Source organism: Alteromonas sp. P256 (assembly GCF_036864455.1).
In the GTDB taxonomy this organism is placed as follows: Bacteria; Pseudomonadota; Gammaproteobacteria; order Enterobacterales; family Alteromonadaceae; genus Alteromonas.
The window spans coordinates 38,942-56,570 of the sequence record NZ_JAZETM010000011.1 but is presented as its reverse complement, the minus strand read 5'-3'; the positions used below and the strand labels follow the sequence as shown (position 1 = coordinate 56,570).

Here is a 17,629-nt window from a genome sequence, read left to right as displayed (position 1 = left end):
TGCTAAGCTCTATTTGCTTAGCTCTATTTGCTTAGCTTAGCTGGCTTGGCTGGCTTGAATGGCTTGGCGTTAATCGTCAAAGGGTAAGATCAATTGCTGCGTTGATTGATGGGCAGCTAAGCCTATGTGTATTCCTACTAGGCGTATTCCTCGTCCTTTGGCCCGTTCAAAAGCCTCTTCCATCAGCGTTGCAAAATAATGCTCTTCAAGCATGGCATGTCGATGCTCAACGGTAGTCAGCTGAAAATCATTAAACTTAAGCTTAACGCCCTGTGTTCTTAAACGCACAGGCTTCCCTGTTCTTTTCTTGTGATTTTCCATGCGCTCGTGGAGCTTTTCGAGTAAATGGGGAAGGAATGCCTTGCACTGTTCAATCGTCTGAATATCGTCACTTAAGGTACGCTCTACACCAATTGATTTTCGCTCACGAGACACTGATAGTTCACGCTCATCAATGCCATGGGCCCTTTCCCACAATACGCTGCCAAACTTTCCAAGCTCTTTCTGTATTCGTTCAAACGGATACTGGCGCACATCGTTACAAATGTTGAGCCCCATACGCGCCAATTTTTGCATTGTCACTTTACCCACACCAGGTATCTTTTTTAGCGGCATATTGCGAACAAACTCATCAAGATTATCCGGCGTAATCACACAAATGCCGTCGGGTTTGTTTTCATCACTTGCTACCTTTGCAACGAACTTACATGGGGCGACCCCTGCTGATGCGGTTAAACCCAACTCGCTTTCGATTCTTGCGCGGATTTCCTCCGCTATTAACGTAGCGCTGCCGCCGCAAAACTGACTGTTAGTCACATCAAGGTATGCTTCATCTAATGACAATGGCTCTACTAAGTCTGTGTAGTCAGAAAATATTTTACGAATTTTTTGAGACTCGCTGGCGTAAGCGTCCATCCGGCCTTTCACTAAGGTAAGGTTTGGGCACAGCTTCATGGCATAAGCGGTAGCCATTGCGCTACGCACGCCATATTTTCTTGCCGGATAGTTACACGTTGAAATCACGCCTCTGCGATCAGAACTTCCCCCTATCGCGATGGGAATATTCTTAAGCGCAGGATTATCCCGCATTTCCACTGCGGCATAAAAACAATCCATATCAACGTGGATGATTTTTCGCATTTAAACTCACATTGCGGTACTAGGATGCTTATAAGTGTATGCTAATACCAAACTGTACATATAGACAGTATAGTAGCGACTAGCGAAGACTTATTCCAGTGAGACGTGCTCTTTGAAGATTAAATGAAAGAGTTTCTAACAGCCGCTTGTTGTTAGACTAATGATAGGTTTTGAATCAGCTGACCGAGCAGCTGCATATCTCACCTTGCAATTTGCAGGGTCTGGAGCTTCATCTAATGTAAGGTTGATATTTCCCAATCTACCTGAACAATTGCCTCCACTCCAAGTTAATCCTTCGCTTACATCCATCGCCCTTTCAATACCGCTCGGGTGAGGGCACGGGAAGCCACAGCGTAGGGTAATAGTTTGTCCTGCAAGTTCTACAGTGGGGTCTAAGTTGCAATCGGTTTTATTTTCGAGCCTGGCCTTATAGTTGACAAGATCAGACGCTGTTTTCATTGCCCCCTCTGCGGCTTCAAGGGTGGCAATTCGTCCATCACGTCCTAAGTCCACTAGTCGAGGCACTGCGGTCACAGCGAGGATCCCTAAAACAACGATAACGATAACTAACTCTATTAGGGTAAACCCTTCTTCACCTAACTTCATAAATACTCTTCTTTAGTATCAACATATTCATAAGGTAATATTTATTAAGAGACAATATATGAACTTAAAAGTAACTTGAAATAAAACCGTTATAAAAAGCCGCTAGTGGGCAGCTAGCGGCTTCGTTCTCATGTAACGGGAATTTGAAAGCGTCTTAACCTACAGAATTTGGTTTTGCTTCCATTCATTTAGCTTTTTCTGACGTGCTTCTTCTTTTTCCATGCGCGATTTTTTACGATCACAAGGCTCTGGGCAGTCACACGCTTTTTCTATACCGATTGCACCTAATCCGCCACAACTTCCCGAAATAGTTTTTCGCTGCACCAAGTAACCAATGGCCATAGCAGCAACCATGGTCAAAAAGAAACCGAATGCGAGAATAAATGTAGACATACCTACCCCTTAATTATGAACTGTGACCAGTTTATCAAATTCTGGCGACGCATACTCTTCAAAACTATCATCTGTGCGACGAATGAGAAATACAGCAAGATTTTCCTGCTCTGCCACTTCAATAGCCTGTTCCCACCCCATCACGTTAAATGCAGTGGCAAGGCCATCTGCGGTCATTGATGACGGGTGGATGACGGTTACCGACACTAAATTGTGCGATATAGGATAACCGGTGGTCGGGTCAATAAGGTGAGAATAACGCGTGCCGTCTTCTTCATAATAATTACGATAGTCACCCGATGTTGCCACAGCGTTTGTTCCAATCGACACCACTTTTTGAATTGCGCGTTCTGTAGTCACTGGCTTTTCAATGGCAATTAACCACTCGCTACCATCGCCACGCAGTCCTCTAACACGCATCTCGCCACCAATCTCAACTAAGTAATTTTCGATGTTGTACTGCTCTAGTATTTCAGCCACTTCATCAACACCAAAGCCTTTAGCGATGGTAGATAGGTCGACGTACAGCATAGGATGCTGCTTCTTCAGTCCCGTCTGAGTAATACCTAATTTTTGATGACCTACGTAATCGCGAACACCGTCGATATCATTGCGAGATGGTACTTTCTCAGGTCGCTTAGTGGGGCCAAACCCCCATAGGTTAACCAACGGGCCTACGGTAACGTCTAATACACCGCCACTTAATTTGGCCAGCCGCAATGCCTCATTAACCACAAGCAAAGTATCATTAGACACCACAAAATTATCGGTATAACGATACTGATTAAAGCGCGACAACTCAGACGTGGGGTCGTAAGTTGACATCATTTTGTTAACCTTAACCAAACGCGCATCAATCTCAGCCTGAAGACCTTCTACCGCCTTACCTTTATCAGCCAAGTACTTAACGTTATACGTTGTGCCCATAGTTTGTCCCTGCAGATGCACAACAGGACGACTTTTATCGCTGCAGCTTGCAAGCATTACCATTGATATGGCAATCACCGCTAATAGAATTCGAACAAAAAATCGAATCACAATAGGTTCCTTACTCTATCCTTTACACAAACAAAAAAGGGGCTTACGCCCCTTTTATAAACTTATTTGCGTAGATTAACCACCGAAGTCATCTAGCATGATGTTCTCGTCTTCAACACCTAAATCTTTAAGCATGTTGATAACGGCAGCGTTCATCATAGGTGGCCCACACATGTAGAACTCACAGTCTTCCGGTGCAGGGTGATCTTTCAGATATCTTTCTAGCAATACTTGGTGAATAAACCCAGTTTCGCCTTCCCAGTTATCTTCAGGCTGCGGATCAGAAAGTGCAACGTGCCACTGAAAGTTTTCATTCTCTGCGGCTAGCTCGTCGAAATCTTCTGTGTAGAACATTTCACGAAGTGAACGGGCACCGTACCAGAATGAGATTTTACGGTCTGATTTCAAACGACGTAGTTGGTCGAAAAGGTGTGAACGCATTGGCGCCATACCCGCACCACCACCAACGAATACCATTTCAGCATCAGTGTCTTTAGCAAAGAACTCACCAAATGGACCTGAGATAGTCGCGCTGTCGCCTTCTTTAAGGCTCCAGATGTACGATGACATTTTACCAGCAGGTAGGCTTAAGTTATTAGGCGGCGGCGTAGCGATACGCACGTTAAGCATAATAATGCCTTCTTCTTCTGGGTAGTTAGCCATCGAGTAAGCACGAATTGTTTCTTCGTCAACTTTTGATTCAATGTCAAAGAAGCCAAAACGTTCCCAATCACCACGGTACTCATCAGGAATATCGTAGTCTTTGTATTTAACATGATGAGGTGGAGCTTCGATCTGAATGTATCCACCAGCACGGAACGGTACGCTTTCGCCGTTAGGAATTTTAAGCTTAAGTTCTTTGATGAAGGTAGCTTTGCTATCGTTAGAGATAACTTCACAATCCCACTTCTTAACACCAAATACTGACTCTTCAAGTTCAATGTCCATGTCTTGCTTAATAGCAACCTGACACGACAAACGGCAACCTTCGCGCGCTTCGCCTTTAGTAATGTGGTCAAGCTCAGTAGGTAAAATTTCGCCACCACCTGAATGCACATCTACGCGACACTGACCACAAGAGCCACCGCCACCGCACGCTGAAGACACAAAATAACCAGCATCTGCAAGCGCACCTAGCAACTTGCCGCCTGGCTCAGTTTTAATAGCTTTGTCCGGATCGCCATTAATTGTAATAGTAACGTCACCACTTGGTACCAATTTAGACTTGGCAAACATGATGATGAATACTAGTGCCAATACAATGGCAATGAACATGCCGACGCCTAGATAAATTTCTACGTTATTCATTTAAATGCTCCCGAGCTCGATTAAAGCTGAATACCAGTGAATGACTGGAAGCCTAACGCCATAAGACCCGCAATCATGAATACCGATCCAAGACCGCGAATACCATCAGGCATATCTGCGTATTTCAGCTTTTCACGTACAGCGGCCAATAGCACAATAGCAATTGCCCAACCGATACCACTTCCTACGCCGTAAACTACACTTTCGGTCAAGTTATATTCACGTTGAACGGCAAATGCTACACCACCAAAAATTGCACAGTTAACTGTGATCAGTGGTAGGAAGATACCAAGTGCGTTGTATAGCGCTGGAAAGAACTTATCCAAACTCATTTCTAATATCTGCACCAACGCCGCAATAACGCCGATGAAGGTTAGAAAATTAAGAAAACTTAAATCAGCTTCTGGGAAGCCCGCCCATGCAAGCGCACCTGGAGCAAGGATATTAACGTAAATGATTTGGTTAACAGGTACTGATATACCAAGTACAACAATTACTGCTACGCCAAGACCCATTGCAGTTTTAACTTTCTTAGATACCGCCAAGAAGGTACACATACCTAAGAAAAGTGATAACGCCATGTTCTCAACAAATATTGAGCGAACAAATAACGACAAATAATGTTCCACGACTTACTCCTTAGGCTCTACTTGCTCTGGACGGATAGTACGGATAAACCATATTAAGCCGCCGATTAAGAAGAATGAACTGAATGGCAGTATTAACAGCCCGTTACCTTGGTACCAACCACCGTTCTGAACAAGTGGAAGGATCTCAAATCCAAGAATAGTACCGAAGCCAAATAGCTCTTTGATGGTACCAATAACGACAAGTACAAAAGAGTACCCTAGGCCGTTACCTATCCCGTCAAGGAAGCTCATAAGAGGTGGACTCTTCATCGCATAGGCTTCTGCACGACCCATTACGATACAGTTAGTAATTATCAATCCGACGAACACCGACAGCTGTTTCGAAATTTCATACGAATACGCTTTCAATATTTGGTCAACAACAATTACCAATGAGGCAATGATTGTCATTTGAATAATAATTCGAACACTAGAAGGTATCTGGTTGCGAATAAGTGAGATAAACAAGTTTGAGAATGCTACAACGCTTGTTAGTGCTAATGACATTACCAACGCTGTTTCCAGCTTTGTGGTAATTGCCAGTGCTGAACATACCCCTAGTACCTGAAGGGCGATCGGGTTGTTGTCCAAGATTGGCCCAAAGAGGGCCTTTTTCATTTCTTTAGTATCTGCCATGAGACTTCCCTTATGAACGCCATGCTTGGTTCTTCAGGAATTGGCCGAAGCCTTGCTCGCCTACCCAGTAACGAATTGTGTTTTCTACACCGTTACTTGTTAGGGTCGCACCTGAAAGCGCATCAATTGTGTGAGGATTGCTTGGGTTAGCATTCTTTACTACACGAATGGCTACGTCGCCGTTTTCGTATATTTCTTTACCATCCCATTTGTCCTGCCACGCTGGATTTTGAACCTCACCGCCTAGTCCTGGCGTTTCTTTTTGCTGATAGTAGATAAGCTCACGAACAGTTTGTCCGTCTGCATCTAGCGCTAAGAAACCGTACATAAGATCCCACAGTCCACTGCCGTGCACAGGCAAGATAATGCGCGAAACATCACCTTGTGCGTCACGCACCAAGTAAACACTTGCTACGTCAGGGCGGCGTTGGAAACCAACATTGCTGTTTGTTACTTGCGTGCTGTATTCAGTTTGTTTAGCAGCCTTATACATATCGTAATCTGCAGTTGGCGCTTCAACGAATTGACCGCTATCCAGATTAACAAAGCGCGGTTCAACACGCTCGTCATAGGTGCTTTCGATAGCGCTGTTGCTCATGCCCATTTCATAAAGGCCCGCAGCGTTAAGGATATTACTCTTTTTATCAAGAGCAGCGTTTGTCTGCTGTAGCGAGCGCAGGCCAACGGCCGCGCCAGATACAACAATTGAACATACTAAACATACGGCTACAACAATGCCTACCGTTTTGCCTAAAGATTCTTTCTTAGCCGACACGTGCTACCCTCCGCTTAATATTGCTCTGCGCGACGAAATAGTCGAACAATGGTGCCCACAAGTTAGCAAATAGAATCGCTAGCATCACACCTTCAGGGAAGGCTGGGTTCAATACGCGTATTAATACCGTCATGAATCCGATGAAGAAGCCGTAAGCCCATTTACCTTGGTTTGTGAATGCAGCCGAAACTGGGTCTGTTGCCATAAAGAACATACCGAAGGCAAGTCCACCGACTACAAAGTGCCAATATGCAGGCATTGCAAACATTGCGTTGGTATCACTACCGATTACATTGAGCAGTGTTGCAAAGAATGCTACGCCAAGACCAACACCGGCAACGATGCGCCAGCTTGCAATACGCATATACATGATGAATAAACCACCAAGAATAATCGCAAGGGTCGATACTTCACCAGCAGAACCTGAGATAGTACCCAAGAAGCTGTTCATCCAGTGATCCATGTTTGCGTAGTCAAGTTCACCAGAAGCCGCTTGGCTTAGTGACGTTGCACCCGAGTAACCATCTGCCGCTACCCATACTTGGTCACCTGAGATTTGTGCAGGATAAGCAAAATACAAGAACGCACGACCAGACAATGCTGGGTTTAAGAAGTTACGGCCTGTTCCGCCAAATACTTCTTTCGCAATAACAACACCGAAAGTGATGCCTAGCGCTACTTGCCACAAAGGAATTGTTGCAGGTAACGTTAGAGCGAAAAGTACTGAGGTTACGAAGAAACCTTCGTTAACTTCATGCTTACGCACTGAAGCGAAAAGGACTTCCCAGAAACCACCAACAATAAAGGTAGTGGCATAAATAGGTAACCAGAAACACGCTCCGTAGAAGAACATGCCTAGTACGCCGGCATTTGATAAGTCTCCACCTAGGGCAGAGAACAAACCCGCTTGCCACGTGTCAGGCAGAGTACCCGCACCAGCAGCAATTGCGTCTTGCGCTTGTAAGCCAATGTTGTACATGCCGAAGAACATTGCTGGGAATGTTGCCATCCATACAAAAATCATAATGCGCTTAAGGTCGATGCTATCGCGCACGTGAGTGTTTGCTTTGTTTACTTTACCGGGCGTGTAAAAGATGGTCGCCGCAGCTTCGTAAAGCGCATACCACTTTTCATGCTTACCACCTGGCTCGAAGTTCGGTTCGATTTTTTCTAAATACGCTTTTAAACCCATGACTTAACCCTCTTTCTCTATCGTGGCCAAACAGTCGCGTAAAATAGGAGCATAATTATATTTGCCAGGGCATACATATGTACACAACGCCAAATCTTCTTCGTCCAACTCTAAGCAACCCAATGTCTGAGCACCGTCAGTATCACCAGAAATCAGATCTCTAAGCAGAAGCGTAGGAATGATATCTAGGGGCATAACGCGTTCATAATTACCAATTGGAACCATAGAACGTTCTGAACCATTGGTAGTTGTTGTCATATCAAATTTCTTGCTACCACCTAAATGACCTAGGTAAGCACGTGTCACTGAGTGTTTGTCTGAGCCTGGAGCAATCCAACCAAAGAACTTTTTCTCGTGACCTTCTTTTAATGCTGAAACTTGTGTGTGGAAACGACCTAAGAAGCCGTGTACACCCTGTGCTGTTGTACCGTTAAGTACAGAGCCAGACACAACGCGTACGTCACCGTCTACAAGTTCATTTTTTGTTAATTCTGCTAAATCAGCTCCAACCATTGTGCGCACAAGGCGTGGATTTTTAGCTGCAGGACCGGCTAATGAAACTACACGTCTGCTGTCTAATTCACCTGTTGTCAGCAATGCGCCAATGGCGATTACGTCTTGGTAATTAACATGCCAAACGGTTTTGTTCATGCCAGCAGAATCCAAATAATGGATGTGCGTACCTGGAAGACCAGCTGGGTGTGGACCACCGAACTCTTCTACGTCTACCGCAGCATCACCGGTTGCTACCGATGTACCTGGCGCCTTACAGACGTAAGTCTTTCCACCGCTCAATTGCGTTAACGCCTTCAGACCATTTGCAAAGTCTTCTTGGCGCTCAGCAATAATCACAGCCGGATCGGCTGCAAGTGGATTAGTATCCATTGCTGTAACGAAAATTGAGTTTGGTACGGAATCTAACGCAGGCGATTTGCTAAATGGACGCGTACGAATCGCTGTCCACATGCCAGATTCCACTAGGATTGATTGAAGCTGCTCTCGTGAAGCACTTGAGATTTGTTCAGCAGATAGCGTATCAAATTTAACAGCATCGCTGCCGTTTGCTTTGATAACTACAGACTGAAGCACTCGCTTTGCACCACGATTAACCTCTACCACTTCACCCGCTACTGGTGCAGTGAATTTAACGCCAGGGTTCTTTTTGTCTTCAAAAAGAACCTGACCTTTCTTCACTACATCGCCAGCTTGGACGTGCATGGTAGGGCGCATACCCACATATTCTTCTCCCAGAATGGCAACGCGCGTTGCAGCAGATGCATCAGCAATCTCCTGCTTTGGCGCTCCCTCAATTGGGAGGTCGAGACCTTTCTTGATTTTTATCATATGTAATTGCACTACTCTAATATAAATACCCTTTTGCATAACCGCAGTTATCCTGCCTGTCAGCATGCAAAAGCGTACTAGTAACAGGTGCTAAACACCTTTTTTGTTTTGATTGGCGAAACTTACCGATAAAGTCGCGGTTTGCTTGCTACGTGGCCGCAACGGCTTATTCCTAACGCGGGCTTTTCGCCCTGTTTTTATTGGACAGCAGTATTTGAATTATTTGTTGCGAAAACTATGATATCAAATTCGATACTGCTGTATAGGCAAGGAATCGTTGAAAACTCCTCACTTAATATCGGGATTTTAGCATTAACCAATGCCTTTGTGCCACGCAAATCACAGATAAAGACAAAATTTTCGACAATTTAATGTAAACCTATGGTCTATATCGGCTAATTTTTACATTCAACGCGTTAAATAGGCTTTAAAAAAGCCGCCTTTGTAGGCGGCTTTCAACATGTTTTAGCGTCGCTATTCAGCGCTTACCAACTTACCTGAGGATCCACATCCTGCTCGTAATCTACCGACTCAATATCAAACCCGAACAGCTTAAGAAATTCGTGATGATAGCCAGCGTAATCACTTAACTCATGGAAGTTCTCTTGAGTGACTTGGTCCCACAACACCTTAATTTTGGCCTGCGTTGCGTCGTTGGTTTCTTTTGCATCCATACGATAGCGATTGGCTTCATCAAGAGTGGGGTTATCGCCAAAGAGGCACTGAGTGAATAACCCGTGGATTTGTTCAATACAGCCCTCGTGGGTTCCCTCTTCTTTCATCACTTTGTAAATGAGTGAGATATAAAGGGGCATTACTGGGATTGCTGAGCTTGCTTGGGTAACAAGTGCTTTAAGCGAGCTGACGTTAGCTTCAACAAAGAGGTCGCTATTTTTACCAATAATGGCCGCTGCCGCACGGTCTAAATCTTCTTTCGCTTTACCGATTGTCGCTTGCCCATAAATAGGCCAGGTTAATTCTTTACCAATATAGGTGTAGGCAGTTGTTTTACACCCTTCTGCCAACACATCCGCATCGCGAAGAAAGTCCATCCAGCGTTCCCAATCTTCTCCACCCATTACTTTGATGGTATTGAGAATTTCTTCATCATTAGCAGGCTCTAAAGATACATCGTGGACTTTGTCTTTATCAGTATCGTAAGTCTTGGTGGTATAAGCCTGGCCCACAGGCTTTAAAGTAGACTTGTAGGTTACCCCCGTCTCTGGGTCTGTTCTACGCGGTGAAGCGAGACTGTAGATGACAAGATCTACTTTTCCGATGTTTTGCTTAATCTTTTCGATAGTTTCTGCTTTTATCTCATCAGAAAATGCATCGCCGTTTACAGTGTCTGCGTACAAACCTTTGGTGTTAGCTTCTTTGTGAAACGCGGCGGTGTTATACCAGCCAGCAGTACCTGTTTTTCTTTCCGTTGGGGCTTTTTCAAAACATACACCCAAGGTTTTAGCGCCATATCCAAAGGCTGAAGTAATACGAGACGCAAGGCCATAGCCTGTTGAGCTGCCAATAACGAGTACGTTTTTTGGTCCATTACCTAGGTCGCCCTGACCTTGTACATATGCGATCTGTTCTTTAACTGATGCTGTACAGCCCACTGGATGCGCGTTTGTACATATGAAGCCTCTCACTTTAGGCTTGATAATCATAATAATTTTCCTTATTTAAGCGTGGCGCTATTGTAATGCCGTCATTGCGTTTAACAACTCGGAGCAGATCGAAAATCGTTTATACCAGCCCGCATAGATAATTGCTCGCTGAGTGGGTAATTATCCATGCGGACGAGTATCACACAGCATAACGCAAAGGAAGGGGTATTGAATATGGCCTTGCTAAAAGCCCAATTTACTGAGGATGTTTTTTACGGAAGGTGCTTTTAATAGGTAGTGTTTTTAACAAAAGAAGATTTTTATTGATGCTACTTTACTACACCGGATGATTTTTCAGTAGCGATTTCAGTAGCGATTGGGGCGCAGCAAAATACGGCGCCCCAATAGGCTGATTAACCTAGAATGTCGAGTAGCTCAACATCAAAAATCAGTGTGCTGTAAGGTGCAATTGCTGCGCCAGCACCTTGCTCACCGTAGGCAAGGTCGTGAGGTACATATAAACGCCATTTTGCGCCAACTTTCATGCTTTGAAGTGCTTCAGTCCAACCTTTGATAACGCCACCAACTGGGAATTCTGCAGGCTGACCACGCTCATAAGAGCTGTCGAATGTTGTACCGTCAGTTAAAGTACCGTGGTAATGAACACGAACCGTGCTTTCAGCTACAGGTGAATCACCTTCACCTTCAGCGATCACCTCAAACTGAAGACCAGACTCTGTTACGTTAACTTCGTCACGCTTGGCGTTGTCTTCCAGGAATTTAGTTCCTGCTTCGATCACAGCTTTGCTTGCTTCTTCTTTAGCAGCTTGCATACGGTTGTGGATTTCACCAAACGCATCGCGAAGCGTGTCGTTATCAACTTGAGGTGCAGAAGCCGCAAACGCATCTTTTAAACCAGCTACAACTGCATCAATCGCTAGGCCGTCGAACGGGTTAGATTGTAGTTGCTGGCCCATTTGGTAACCAATGCCATAACTTGCTTGGGTTTCTACTGTATTGAAAGTATCAGTCACAATAACTCCTGAAATTAAATTACAAATGCAGTACGAATTTTAAACGACTCGCACACTGCGAGAATTTTTCTGCATTTTCCGGTGCGAGAGTGTATCACACCACAATTTATCTTGCTTTCAGCATTGTTAATAAGGCTATTAAAGTATCAAAATGTTGTAAATTATAACCGAAAGAGGTTAGACAAGTTGCAAAGGACACAGTATGGTTATGACCATATATTTAGGAGGATAGCATGCAAACTCATCACGATGCTGAACTAAAAGATACCGTTCGATATCTTGGAAAGACACTTGGCGAAACGATTAAAAATCAGTTGGGTCAAGACTGGCTTGATCGTATTGAAAAAATACGAATTGACGGCAGAGCCTCGTATCAGGGCGACGGAAATTGTAGCGAAGAACTGAAAGAAACTTTCAAAACCATGTCTGACGATGATTTGCTCACCGTTGGTCGTGCATTCGCGCAGTTTTTGAATTTAGGCAATATTGCTGAGCAAGAGTACAACGCAGCGATGAATGTTGATGCGTCGATGGATGCATTATTTGAGCACCTTGATAAAGCCGAGCTTACTACTGAAAAAGTGCAAGAGGCTGTAGGCAAACTCAATATCGACCTTGTTTTAACTGCCCATCCTACTGAAGTTACTCGCAGAACGCTAATACATAAGCATAAAGAATTAGCTGACTGCTTGCAGGCCGTTCACCAAGAATCACTCAACGATGTCGACCGCGGCAAAGTAGAAACGCGTATCGCCGATTTAATTGCACAGGCCTGGCATACTGAAGAAATTCGTTCGGTACGCCCTACACCTGTAGATGAAGCTCGCTGGGGCTTCTCGGTTATCGAGAATTCGCTATGGGAAGCGGTTCCAGACTTCCTTCGCGAGTTAAGTGATCGACTTACTAGAGATTACAATGTTGCGTTGCCACTTGACGCTTCCCCAGTTCAGTTCAGCTCTTGGATGGGCGGCGACCGCGACGGCAACCCTTTCGTTACCTCAAAAGTAACTGAGCAAGTATTATTGTTAGCAAGAAAGCGAGCAGCAAAATTATTTGCTATCGATTTGGATCGCCTGCAGGTTGAACTTTCAATGTACGACTGCAACGACGAAGTTCGTGCTAAAGTTGGCGATGCAAACGAACCCTACCGCGCCCTGTTGCGTCCATTAGTAAACCGCTTCATTAAAACTCGCGATGGAATTGACGACTACCTTGCTGGGAAAAACCCTGATTCATCGGATTGGATTGAAAGCGACGATGAACTTATCGATGCACTCATGCTGTGTCATCAGTCATTGATTGACTGTGGGATGCAGGTCGTTGCCAATGGCTTATTGCTGGACACCATTCGCCGTGCTCGCGTATTTGGTATTCATCTGCTGCGCCTTGATGTACGTCAAGATTCAGAGCGTCACTCAGATGTATTCAGTGAACTAACGCGTTATCTTGGCCTTGGTGATTACGCACAGTGGAGCGAAGCAGACAAGCAGGCGTTCTTATTACGCGAGCTTGGCTCAAAGCGTCCCTTATTCCCGGCTAAGTGGGATGCATCAGATGACGTAAAAGAAGTACTCGATACCTGTAAAGTGGTAGCTAAACACAGCAAACACGGTTTTGGTATTTATATTATTTCAATGGCGAGTGAGCCCTCTGACGTGCTTGCCGTGCAGCTATTGTTACAAGAAAGTGGCGTAAGCTGGCCAATGCCTGTTGCGCCATTGTTTGAAACATTGGATGACTTGAATAACTCGCCTGATGTGATGCGCAAGCTGCTGTCAATTGACTGGTACCGCGGATACGTGAAAGGCCGTCAGTTTGTGATGATAGGTTATTCTGATTCTGCAAAAGACGCCGGAGCATTAGCCGCTGGTTGGGCACAGTATCAGTCTCAAGAAGCACTCGTTGCCATTGCTGAAGAGTTTGATGTGTCACTGACGCTGTTCCACGGTCGTGGCGGTACTATCGGTCGTGGTGGACTACCTGCTCACGCCGCTATTTATTCGCAACCTCCTGGGTCTCTTGAAGGCGGCTTCCGTGTCACTGAACAAGGTGAAACCATTCGCTATAAGTTTGGTATGCCAACCCTGGCTAAACGTAGCTTAGGTATTTATGCCAGCGCTATTATTGAAGCCATGTTGTTCCCGCCTCCGGCACCAAAAGAAGAATGGCGCGAGCTCATCACTACTATGGCAGGTCAGGGCCGAGACAACTATCGCGCCACTGTACGTCACGATGAAGAGTTTGTTCCTTACTTTCGCGTTGCAACGCCAGAACAAGAACTTGGTAAGTTACCATTAGGTAGCCGCCCTGCGAAGCGTAAACCTCAGGGCGGTATTGAAAGCCTACGCGCTATCCCATGGATATTTGCATGGGCACAAACGCGCTTAGTACTGCCTAGCTGGCTTGGCGTTATGCGTGCAATCGATAGCGTAAAAACACCAGAAAACGAGAAAGTCGTCAACGAAATGTTCAGCGAATGGCCATTTTACCGTTCACGCCTATCAATGTTAGATATGGTGTTCCACAAAGCCGACCCTCGCATCAGTGAAGCGTATGACGAACGCTTAGTGCCAAAAGAGCTTAAGCACTTTGGTGAAGCACTGCGCAGTGAGTTAAAAGAGAGTATTTCTTCTCTACTTGCGATAACTGGCGAAGAGGACATTATGGCAAATGATCCTCAAGGCAAAGAGTCGATGGAAATTCGCGCAGCGTATTTGCAGCCTCTTCACTATCTGCAAATTGAATTGCTTGACCGCATCCGCAAAGCAGGTGATGAGTCGCAAAATACCAGCTTAGAACGCGCTATGATGGTGACGATTGCAGGTATCGCTATTGGTATGCGTAATACTGGTTAATAGAAATAACGTTAATTTGATGAGCGGTCAGTTAAACCACTGACTACGTAAACATCATTATTCGAAAAGCCCGTACTGGATTAACAGCACGGGCTTTTTATTTGAATTATTGGTAAAAATCGTTACTTTAATCCTATAAGCAGTCCGAGACTGGCAACCTTAAAAGCCCTCTCCTATTTTTTAAAGGATTAAAAATGCGCACTATTCTACTAACACTATTTATAGCATCGTTGTCGCTAAGTAATATCGGCAACGCTAAAACTATGAAAATGTCACCAGGGTTATGGGAAGGCATTGCTGATGATGAATTAACCTTCAGACTGCTTGAAATAACTGACAGTGATGAACACTACTTCTATGAAATAGTCATCCCGGGTGGTTTGAAAAAAGTTCGACGTACAGCCTTCACCAATAACGATATAAAGTGCATAGAAAACCGGTGCACAATCGACACGATTATTGAAGACAACGTAACGCGAACTCTCACCCTATCTCCTTATTTAGGGATCGGTTTTTCGGTTTTAGAATCTAGCTATAAAGGGGATGACAGTTATTTATCTCGAACCTATCGGCTTGTAAAACAAGAAGCAAAATCCACTCCCCGTAAATTTGTTGAGAATCGTAAGCATCTCCTTCTGGACGCTGAGAAAAGTTTAGTAGAGCCCCCCTACGGCACATGGGTTGGCGTGATGCAGTATTTAGATGAACCAGAGCTGGCATTACTCCAATTGAACGAGCATAAACAGGGAACATTAAGTGTATATAGCAAAGGCACTAATACATTTCAGGAAACTCAAACTCATTTTTCACCAGACAACGTCAGTATAAACGGTAAAGTGATCGAGATTGAAGCCTCACACACTACCTTTGCCTCAAACATTCTTTTATTTGTTAAAGCAGAAGGCATGATACACGGCTATACCTATGCCTTACATAAAGGTTATCCAGCTGGCACGGGGGAAATAAAACTATACCGAATCAAAAACCAATAAGGCAGCGAAGCCTACAGGATGTAACAAAAAGGCTGGATACGTAAGGTCGTACTTATGTTTTCTTTTAAAATATCTCTGGTAAACAATTAAGTGTGGTGTTTTTAAATTGGCGGGGCTTTGATAAGTAGGCTCTCCACCGCATGGATGCGGTGGCGAAGCCTACAGGGAAGTATTCACGGCGTGCCTTCGTTCAAAGGTCGGCCAATTACACTGTTCGACTAACCGTTTACGAAGTCTACGCCTAGCTTGATATCGCCACGTAGGCCTTCAAGCATGTCGTTTTTCGCTTTTTCTTCAAATGCGCTTAGCTCACCGTATGGCAAGATTTCTTCAACACCGTTTGCACTAAGGCGAACTGGGTGTGCAAAGAATGCTGCGTCATCGCTGTCATCTGTTTGTACGTAAGTGTACTCAACCACATTCTCGCCTTGCATTGCTGCAACAAGAGATAGACAGAATCGCGCTGCTGCTTGACCCATAGAAAGGGTTGCAGAACCGCCGCCAGCTTTTGCTTCAACAACTTCAGTACCCGCATTTTGGATACGAGTCGTTAGGCTAGCCACTTCTTCGTCGGTAAACTCAACACCTTCAACTTGTGAAAGAAGAGGTAGAATAGTTGTACCAGAGTGACCACCAATTACTGGTACATGCACAGAAGCAACATCTACACCTTTAAGCTCAGCAACGAACGTTTCAGCACGAATAACGTCAAGCGTAGTTACACCGAAAAGTTTGTTTTTGTTGTAAACGCCTTTTGCTTTAAGCGTTTCAGCTGCGATAGCAACTGTAGTATTAACTGGGTTGGTGATGATTCCAACACACGCATCTGGACAGTTATCAGCAACACCTTCAATGAGGTTTTTAACGATTCCAGCGTTGATGTTGAATAGATCAGAACGATCCATACCCGGCTTACGCGGCATACCTGCTGGAATAAGAACAACGTCTGATCCAGTTAGTGCACCAGCTAGGTCATCTTTACCGTGACCGGTTACTTTAACCGCAGTGGGGATGTGGCTTAAATCAACTGCAACACCAGGAACAACTGGCGCAACATCATAAAGCGCTAAATCTGAACCTGCTGGCAATTGTGTTTTTAACAACAACGACAGCGCTTGACCGATACCACCTGCAGCACCTAACACGGCTACTTTCATACCATTTCTCCTATGGGATTACTCACGTATTTAAACGGAACGTCACACTAATGCAACGCGGGGGAAAACTCAATCACCGGATCGTCTTATTGACGTCATAAGCAGCGATATTTTGTCAATATTCATTATCATGGATGATTATGCAAACAAATTGCCTAAAGTCCACCTGTGGGGCACAATATGCGAATAAAAACCAGATTCTCACGTTTTTGTCACGCCCTACCGACGAAAACGATAAACGACATGAAAAAAGAGCGCTGAATGGCTAATTCAAAACAAGAACAACTGATTAAAGCTTTCAAAGAGATACTAAAAGCAGAGAGCTACGGTTCACAAGGTGAAATTGTAGACGCCTTAAAGGCCCAAAATTTTGACAACATTAGTCAATCGAAGATATCAAGAATGCTCAGTAAATTTGGCGCCGTACGTACCCGTAACGCCCGTGGGGACATGGTGTACTGTCTTCCCCCTGAGTTGGGTATGCCTACCGCTAAAAGCCCCTTAAAGCAGCTTGTGCTTGATGTTGTACACAATAATGTCATGGTTATCATTAGAACTAGCCCTGGCGCCGCACAGCTCATTGCCCGCCTGCTCGACTCATTGAGTAAAAAAGATGGCGTACTGGGTACCATTGCCGGTGACGATACTATCTTTATCGCCCCTGCGGATGTTCAGAAAATTGAAGAATTGCGAATTCGTGTGGAAGAGTTATTCGACAACGTTTAACTAATACAGTGTTTAATAAAGACAGTGTTTAACTAAGACAACGTTTAATAAAGACAGTCTCTAACTGAGACAATTTTACTAAGTAGCGCCAAACAATAAACGTCACAGCCTATAAAAGAGCCGCCGATGGACATTCACTATGAAGTGAGGCCATTGGCGGCTTTTTGCGTTTTAGTTCACGTTATCATGTTATTCGCACC

16 protein-coding genes are annotated in these 17,629 nt (G+C 44.7%); 3 read left to right on the top strand and 13 right to left on the bottom strand.

Annotated elements, in window-relative coordinates; translation table 11 throughout:
- Positions 1-69 precede the first annotated feature (69 nt).
- From dinB to V7R39_RS15130, 12 genes are all read right to left on the bottom strand, one after another.
- The gene (dinB, locus tag V7R39_RS15185) at positions 70-1,140 is read right to left on the bottom strand and encodes a DNA polymerase IV (protein ID WP_334031728.1); all 1,071 of its coding nucleotides are present in this window, start codon (positions 1,138-1,140) and stop codon (positions 70-72) included.
- A 135-nt stretch (positions 1,141-1,275) separates the two neighbouring features.
- Positions 1,276-1,746, bottom strand: a complete 471-nt coding sequence (locus V7R39_RS15180; protein WP_334031727.1) for a type II secretion system protein — start codon at positions 1,744-1,746, stop codon at positions 1,276-1,278.
- Positions 1,747-1,905: 159 nt separating this feature from the next.
- On the bottom strand, positions 1,906-2,139 hold the full coding sequence (gene nqrM, locus V7R39_RS15175) for a (Na+)-NQR maturation NqrM (protein WP_032095528.1): 234 nt from the start codon (positions 2,137-2,139) through the stop codon (positions 1,906-1,908).
- A gap of 9 nt (positions 2,140-2,148) precedes the next feature.
- Positions 2,149-3,177: an FAD:protein FMN transferase gene (locus tag V7R39_RS15170; RefSeq protein WP_334031725.1), complete on the bottom strand. Its 1,029-nt coding sequence runs from the start codon at positions 3,175-3,177 to the stop codon at positions 2,149-2,151.
- 75 nt (positions 3,178-3,252) lie between these two features.
- Entirely contained in the window at positions 3,253-4,485 is a 1,233-nt protein-coding gene (nqrF, locus tag V7R39_RS15165) for an NADH:ubiquinone reductase (Na(+)-transporting) subunit F (RefSeq protein ID WP_334031724.1), read from the bottom strand.
- 20 nt (positions 4,486-4,505) lie between these two features.
- A complete protein-coding gene (gene nqrE, locus V7R39_RS15160; protein WP_032095525.1) occupies positions 4,506-5,114 on the bottom strand; it encodes an NADH:ubiquinone reductase (Na(+)-transporting) subunit E in 609 nt (202 codons plus the stop codon).
- Between the two features lie 3 nt (positions 5,115-5,117).
- A complete protein-coding gene (locus tag V7R39_RS15155; RefSeq protein ID WP_032095524.1) occupies positions 5,118-5,750 on the bottom strand; it encodes an NADH:ubiquinone reductase (Na(+)-transporting) subunit D in 633 nt (210 codons plus the stop codon).
- Positions 5,751-5,760: 10 nt separating this feature from the next.
- Entirely contained in the window at positions 5,761-6,525 is a 765-nt protein-coding gene (locus V7R39_RS15150; RefSeq protein WP_334031723.1) for a Na(+)-translocating NADH-quinone reductase subunit C, read from the bottom strand.
- Complete coding sequence (locus tag V7R39_RS15145) at positions 6,515-7,717, bottom strand: NADH:ubiquinone reductase (Na(+)-transporting) subunit B (protein WP_334031722.1); 1,203 nt, start codon at positions 7,715-7,717, stop codon at positions 6,515-6,517. The genes V7R39_RS15150 and V7R39_RS15145 overlap by 11 nt, the downstream gene beginning before the upstream one ends.
- 3 nt (positions 7,718-7,720) lie before the next feature.
- Entirely contained in the window at positions 7,721-9,061 is a 1,341-nt protein-coding gene (locus V7R39_RS15140; RefSeq protein ID WP_334031721.1) for a Na(+)-translocating NADH-quinone reductase subunit A, read from the bottom strand.
- A gap of 485 nt (positions 9,062-9,546) precedes the next feature.
- On the bottom strand, positions 9,547-10,725 hold the full coding sequence (gene fabV, locus V7R39_RS15135) for an enoyl-ACP reductase FabV (protein WP_334031720.1): 1,179 nt from the start codon (positions 10,723-10,725) through the stop codon (positions 9,547-9,549).
- 353 nt (positions 10,726-11,078) lie between these two features.
- Entirely contained in the window at positions 11,079-11,699 is a 621-nt protein-coding gene (locus tag V7R39_RS15130; RefSeq protein ID WP_334031719.1) for an FKBP-type peptidyl-prolyl cis-trans isomerase, read from the bottom strand.
- Positions 11,700-11,932: 233 nt separating this feature from the next.
- On the opposite strand from V7R39_RS15130, the gene ppc reads away from it, so the two are divergent.
- Together ppc and V7R39_RS15120 are read left to right on the top strand one after the other, a co-directional pair.
- Positions 11,933-14,554, top strand: coding sequence for a phosphoenolpyruvate carboxylase (gene ppc / locus V7R39_RS15125; RefSeq protein ID WP_334031718.1), 2,622 nt, complete (start codon positions 11,933-11,935; stop codon positions 14,552-14,554).
- A gap of 194 nt (positions 14,555-14,748) precedes the next feature.
- On the top strand, positions 14,749-15,546 hold the full coding sequence (locus V7R39_RS15120; RefSeq protein ID WP_334031717.1) for a hypothetical protein: 798 nt from the start codon (positions 14,749-14,751) through the stop codon (positions 15,544-15,546).
- A 218-nt stretch (positions 15,547-15,764) separates the two neighbouring features.
- Here the strand turns inward: V7R39_RS15120 and mdh are convergent, their stop codons facing one another.
- Positions 15,765-16,703, bottom strand: a complete 939-nt coding sequence (mdh, locus tag V7R39_RS15115) for a malate dehydrogenase (RefSeq protein WP_032095517.1) — start codon at positions 16,701-16,703, stop codon at positions 15,765-15,767.
- Positions 16,704-16,964: 261 nt separating this feature from the next.
- Between mdh and argR the strand changes: the two genes are divergently transcribed.
- The gene (gene argR, locus V7R39_RS15110) at positions 16,965-17,429 is read left to right on the top strand and encodes a transcriptional regulator ArgR (RefSeq protein WP_334031716.1); all 465 of its coding nucleotides are present in this window, start codon (positions 16,965-16,967) and stop codon (positions 17,427-17,429) included.
- The last annotated feature ends 200 nt before the right edge of the window (positions 17,430-17,629 follow it).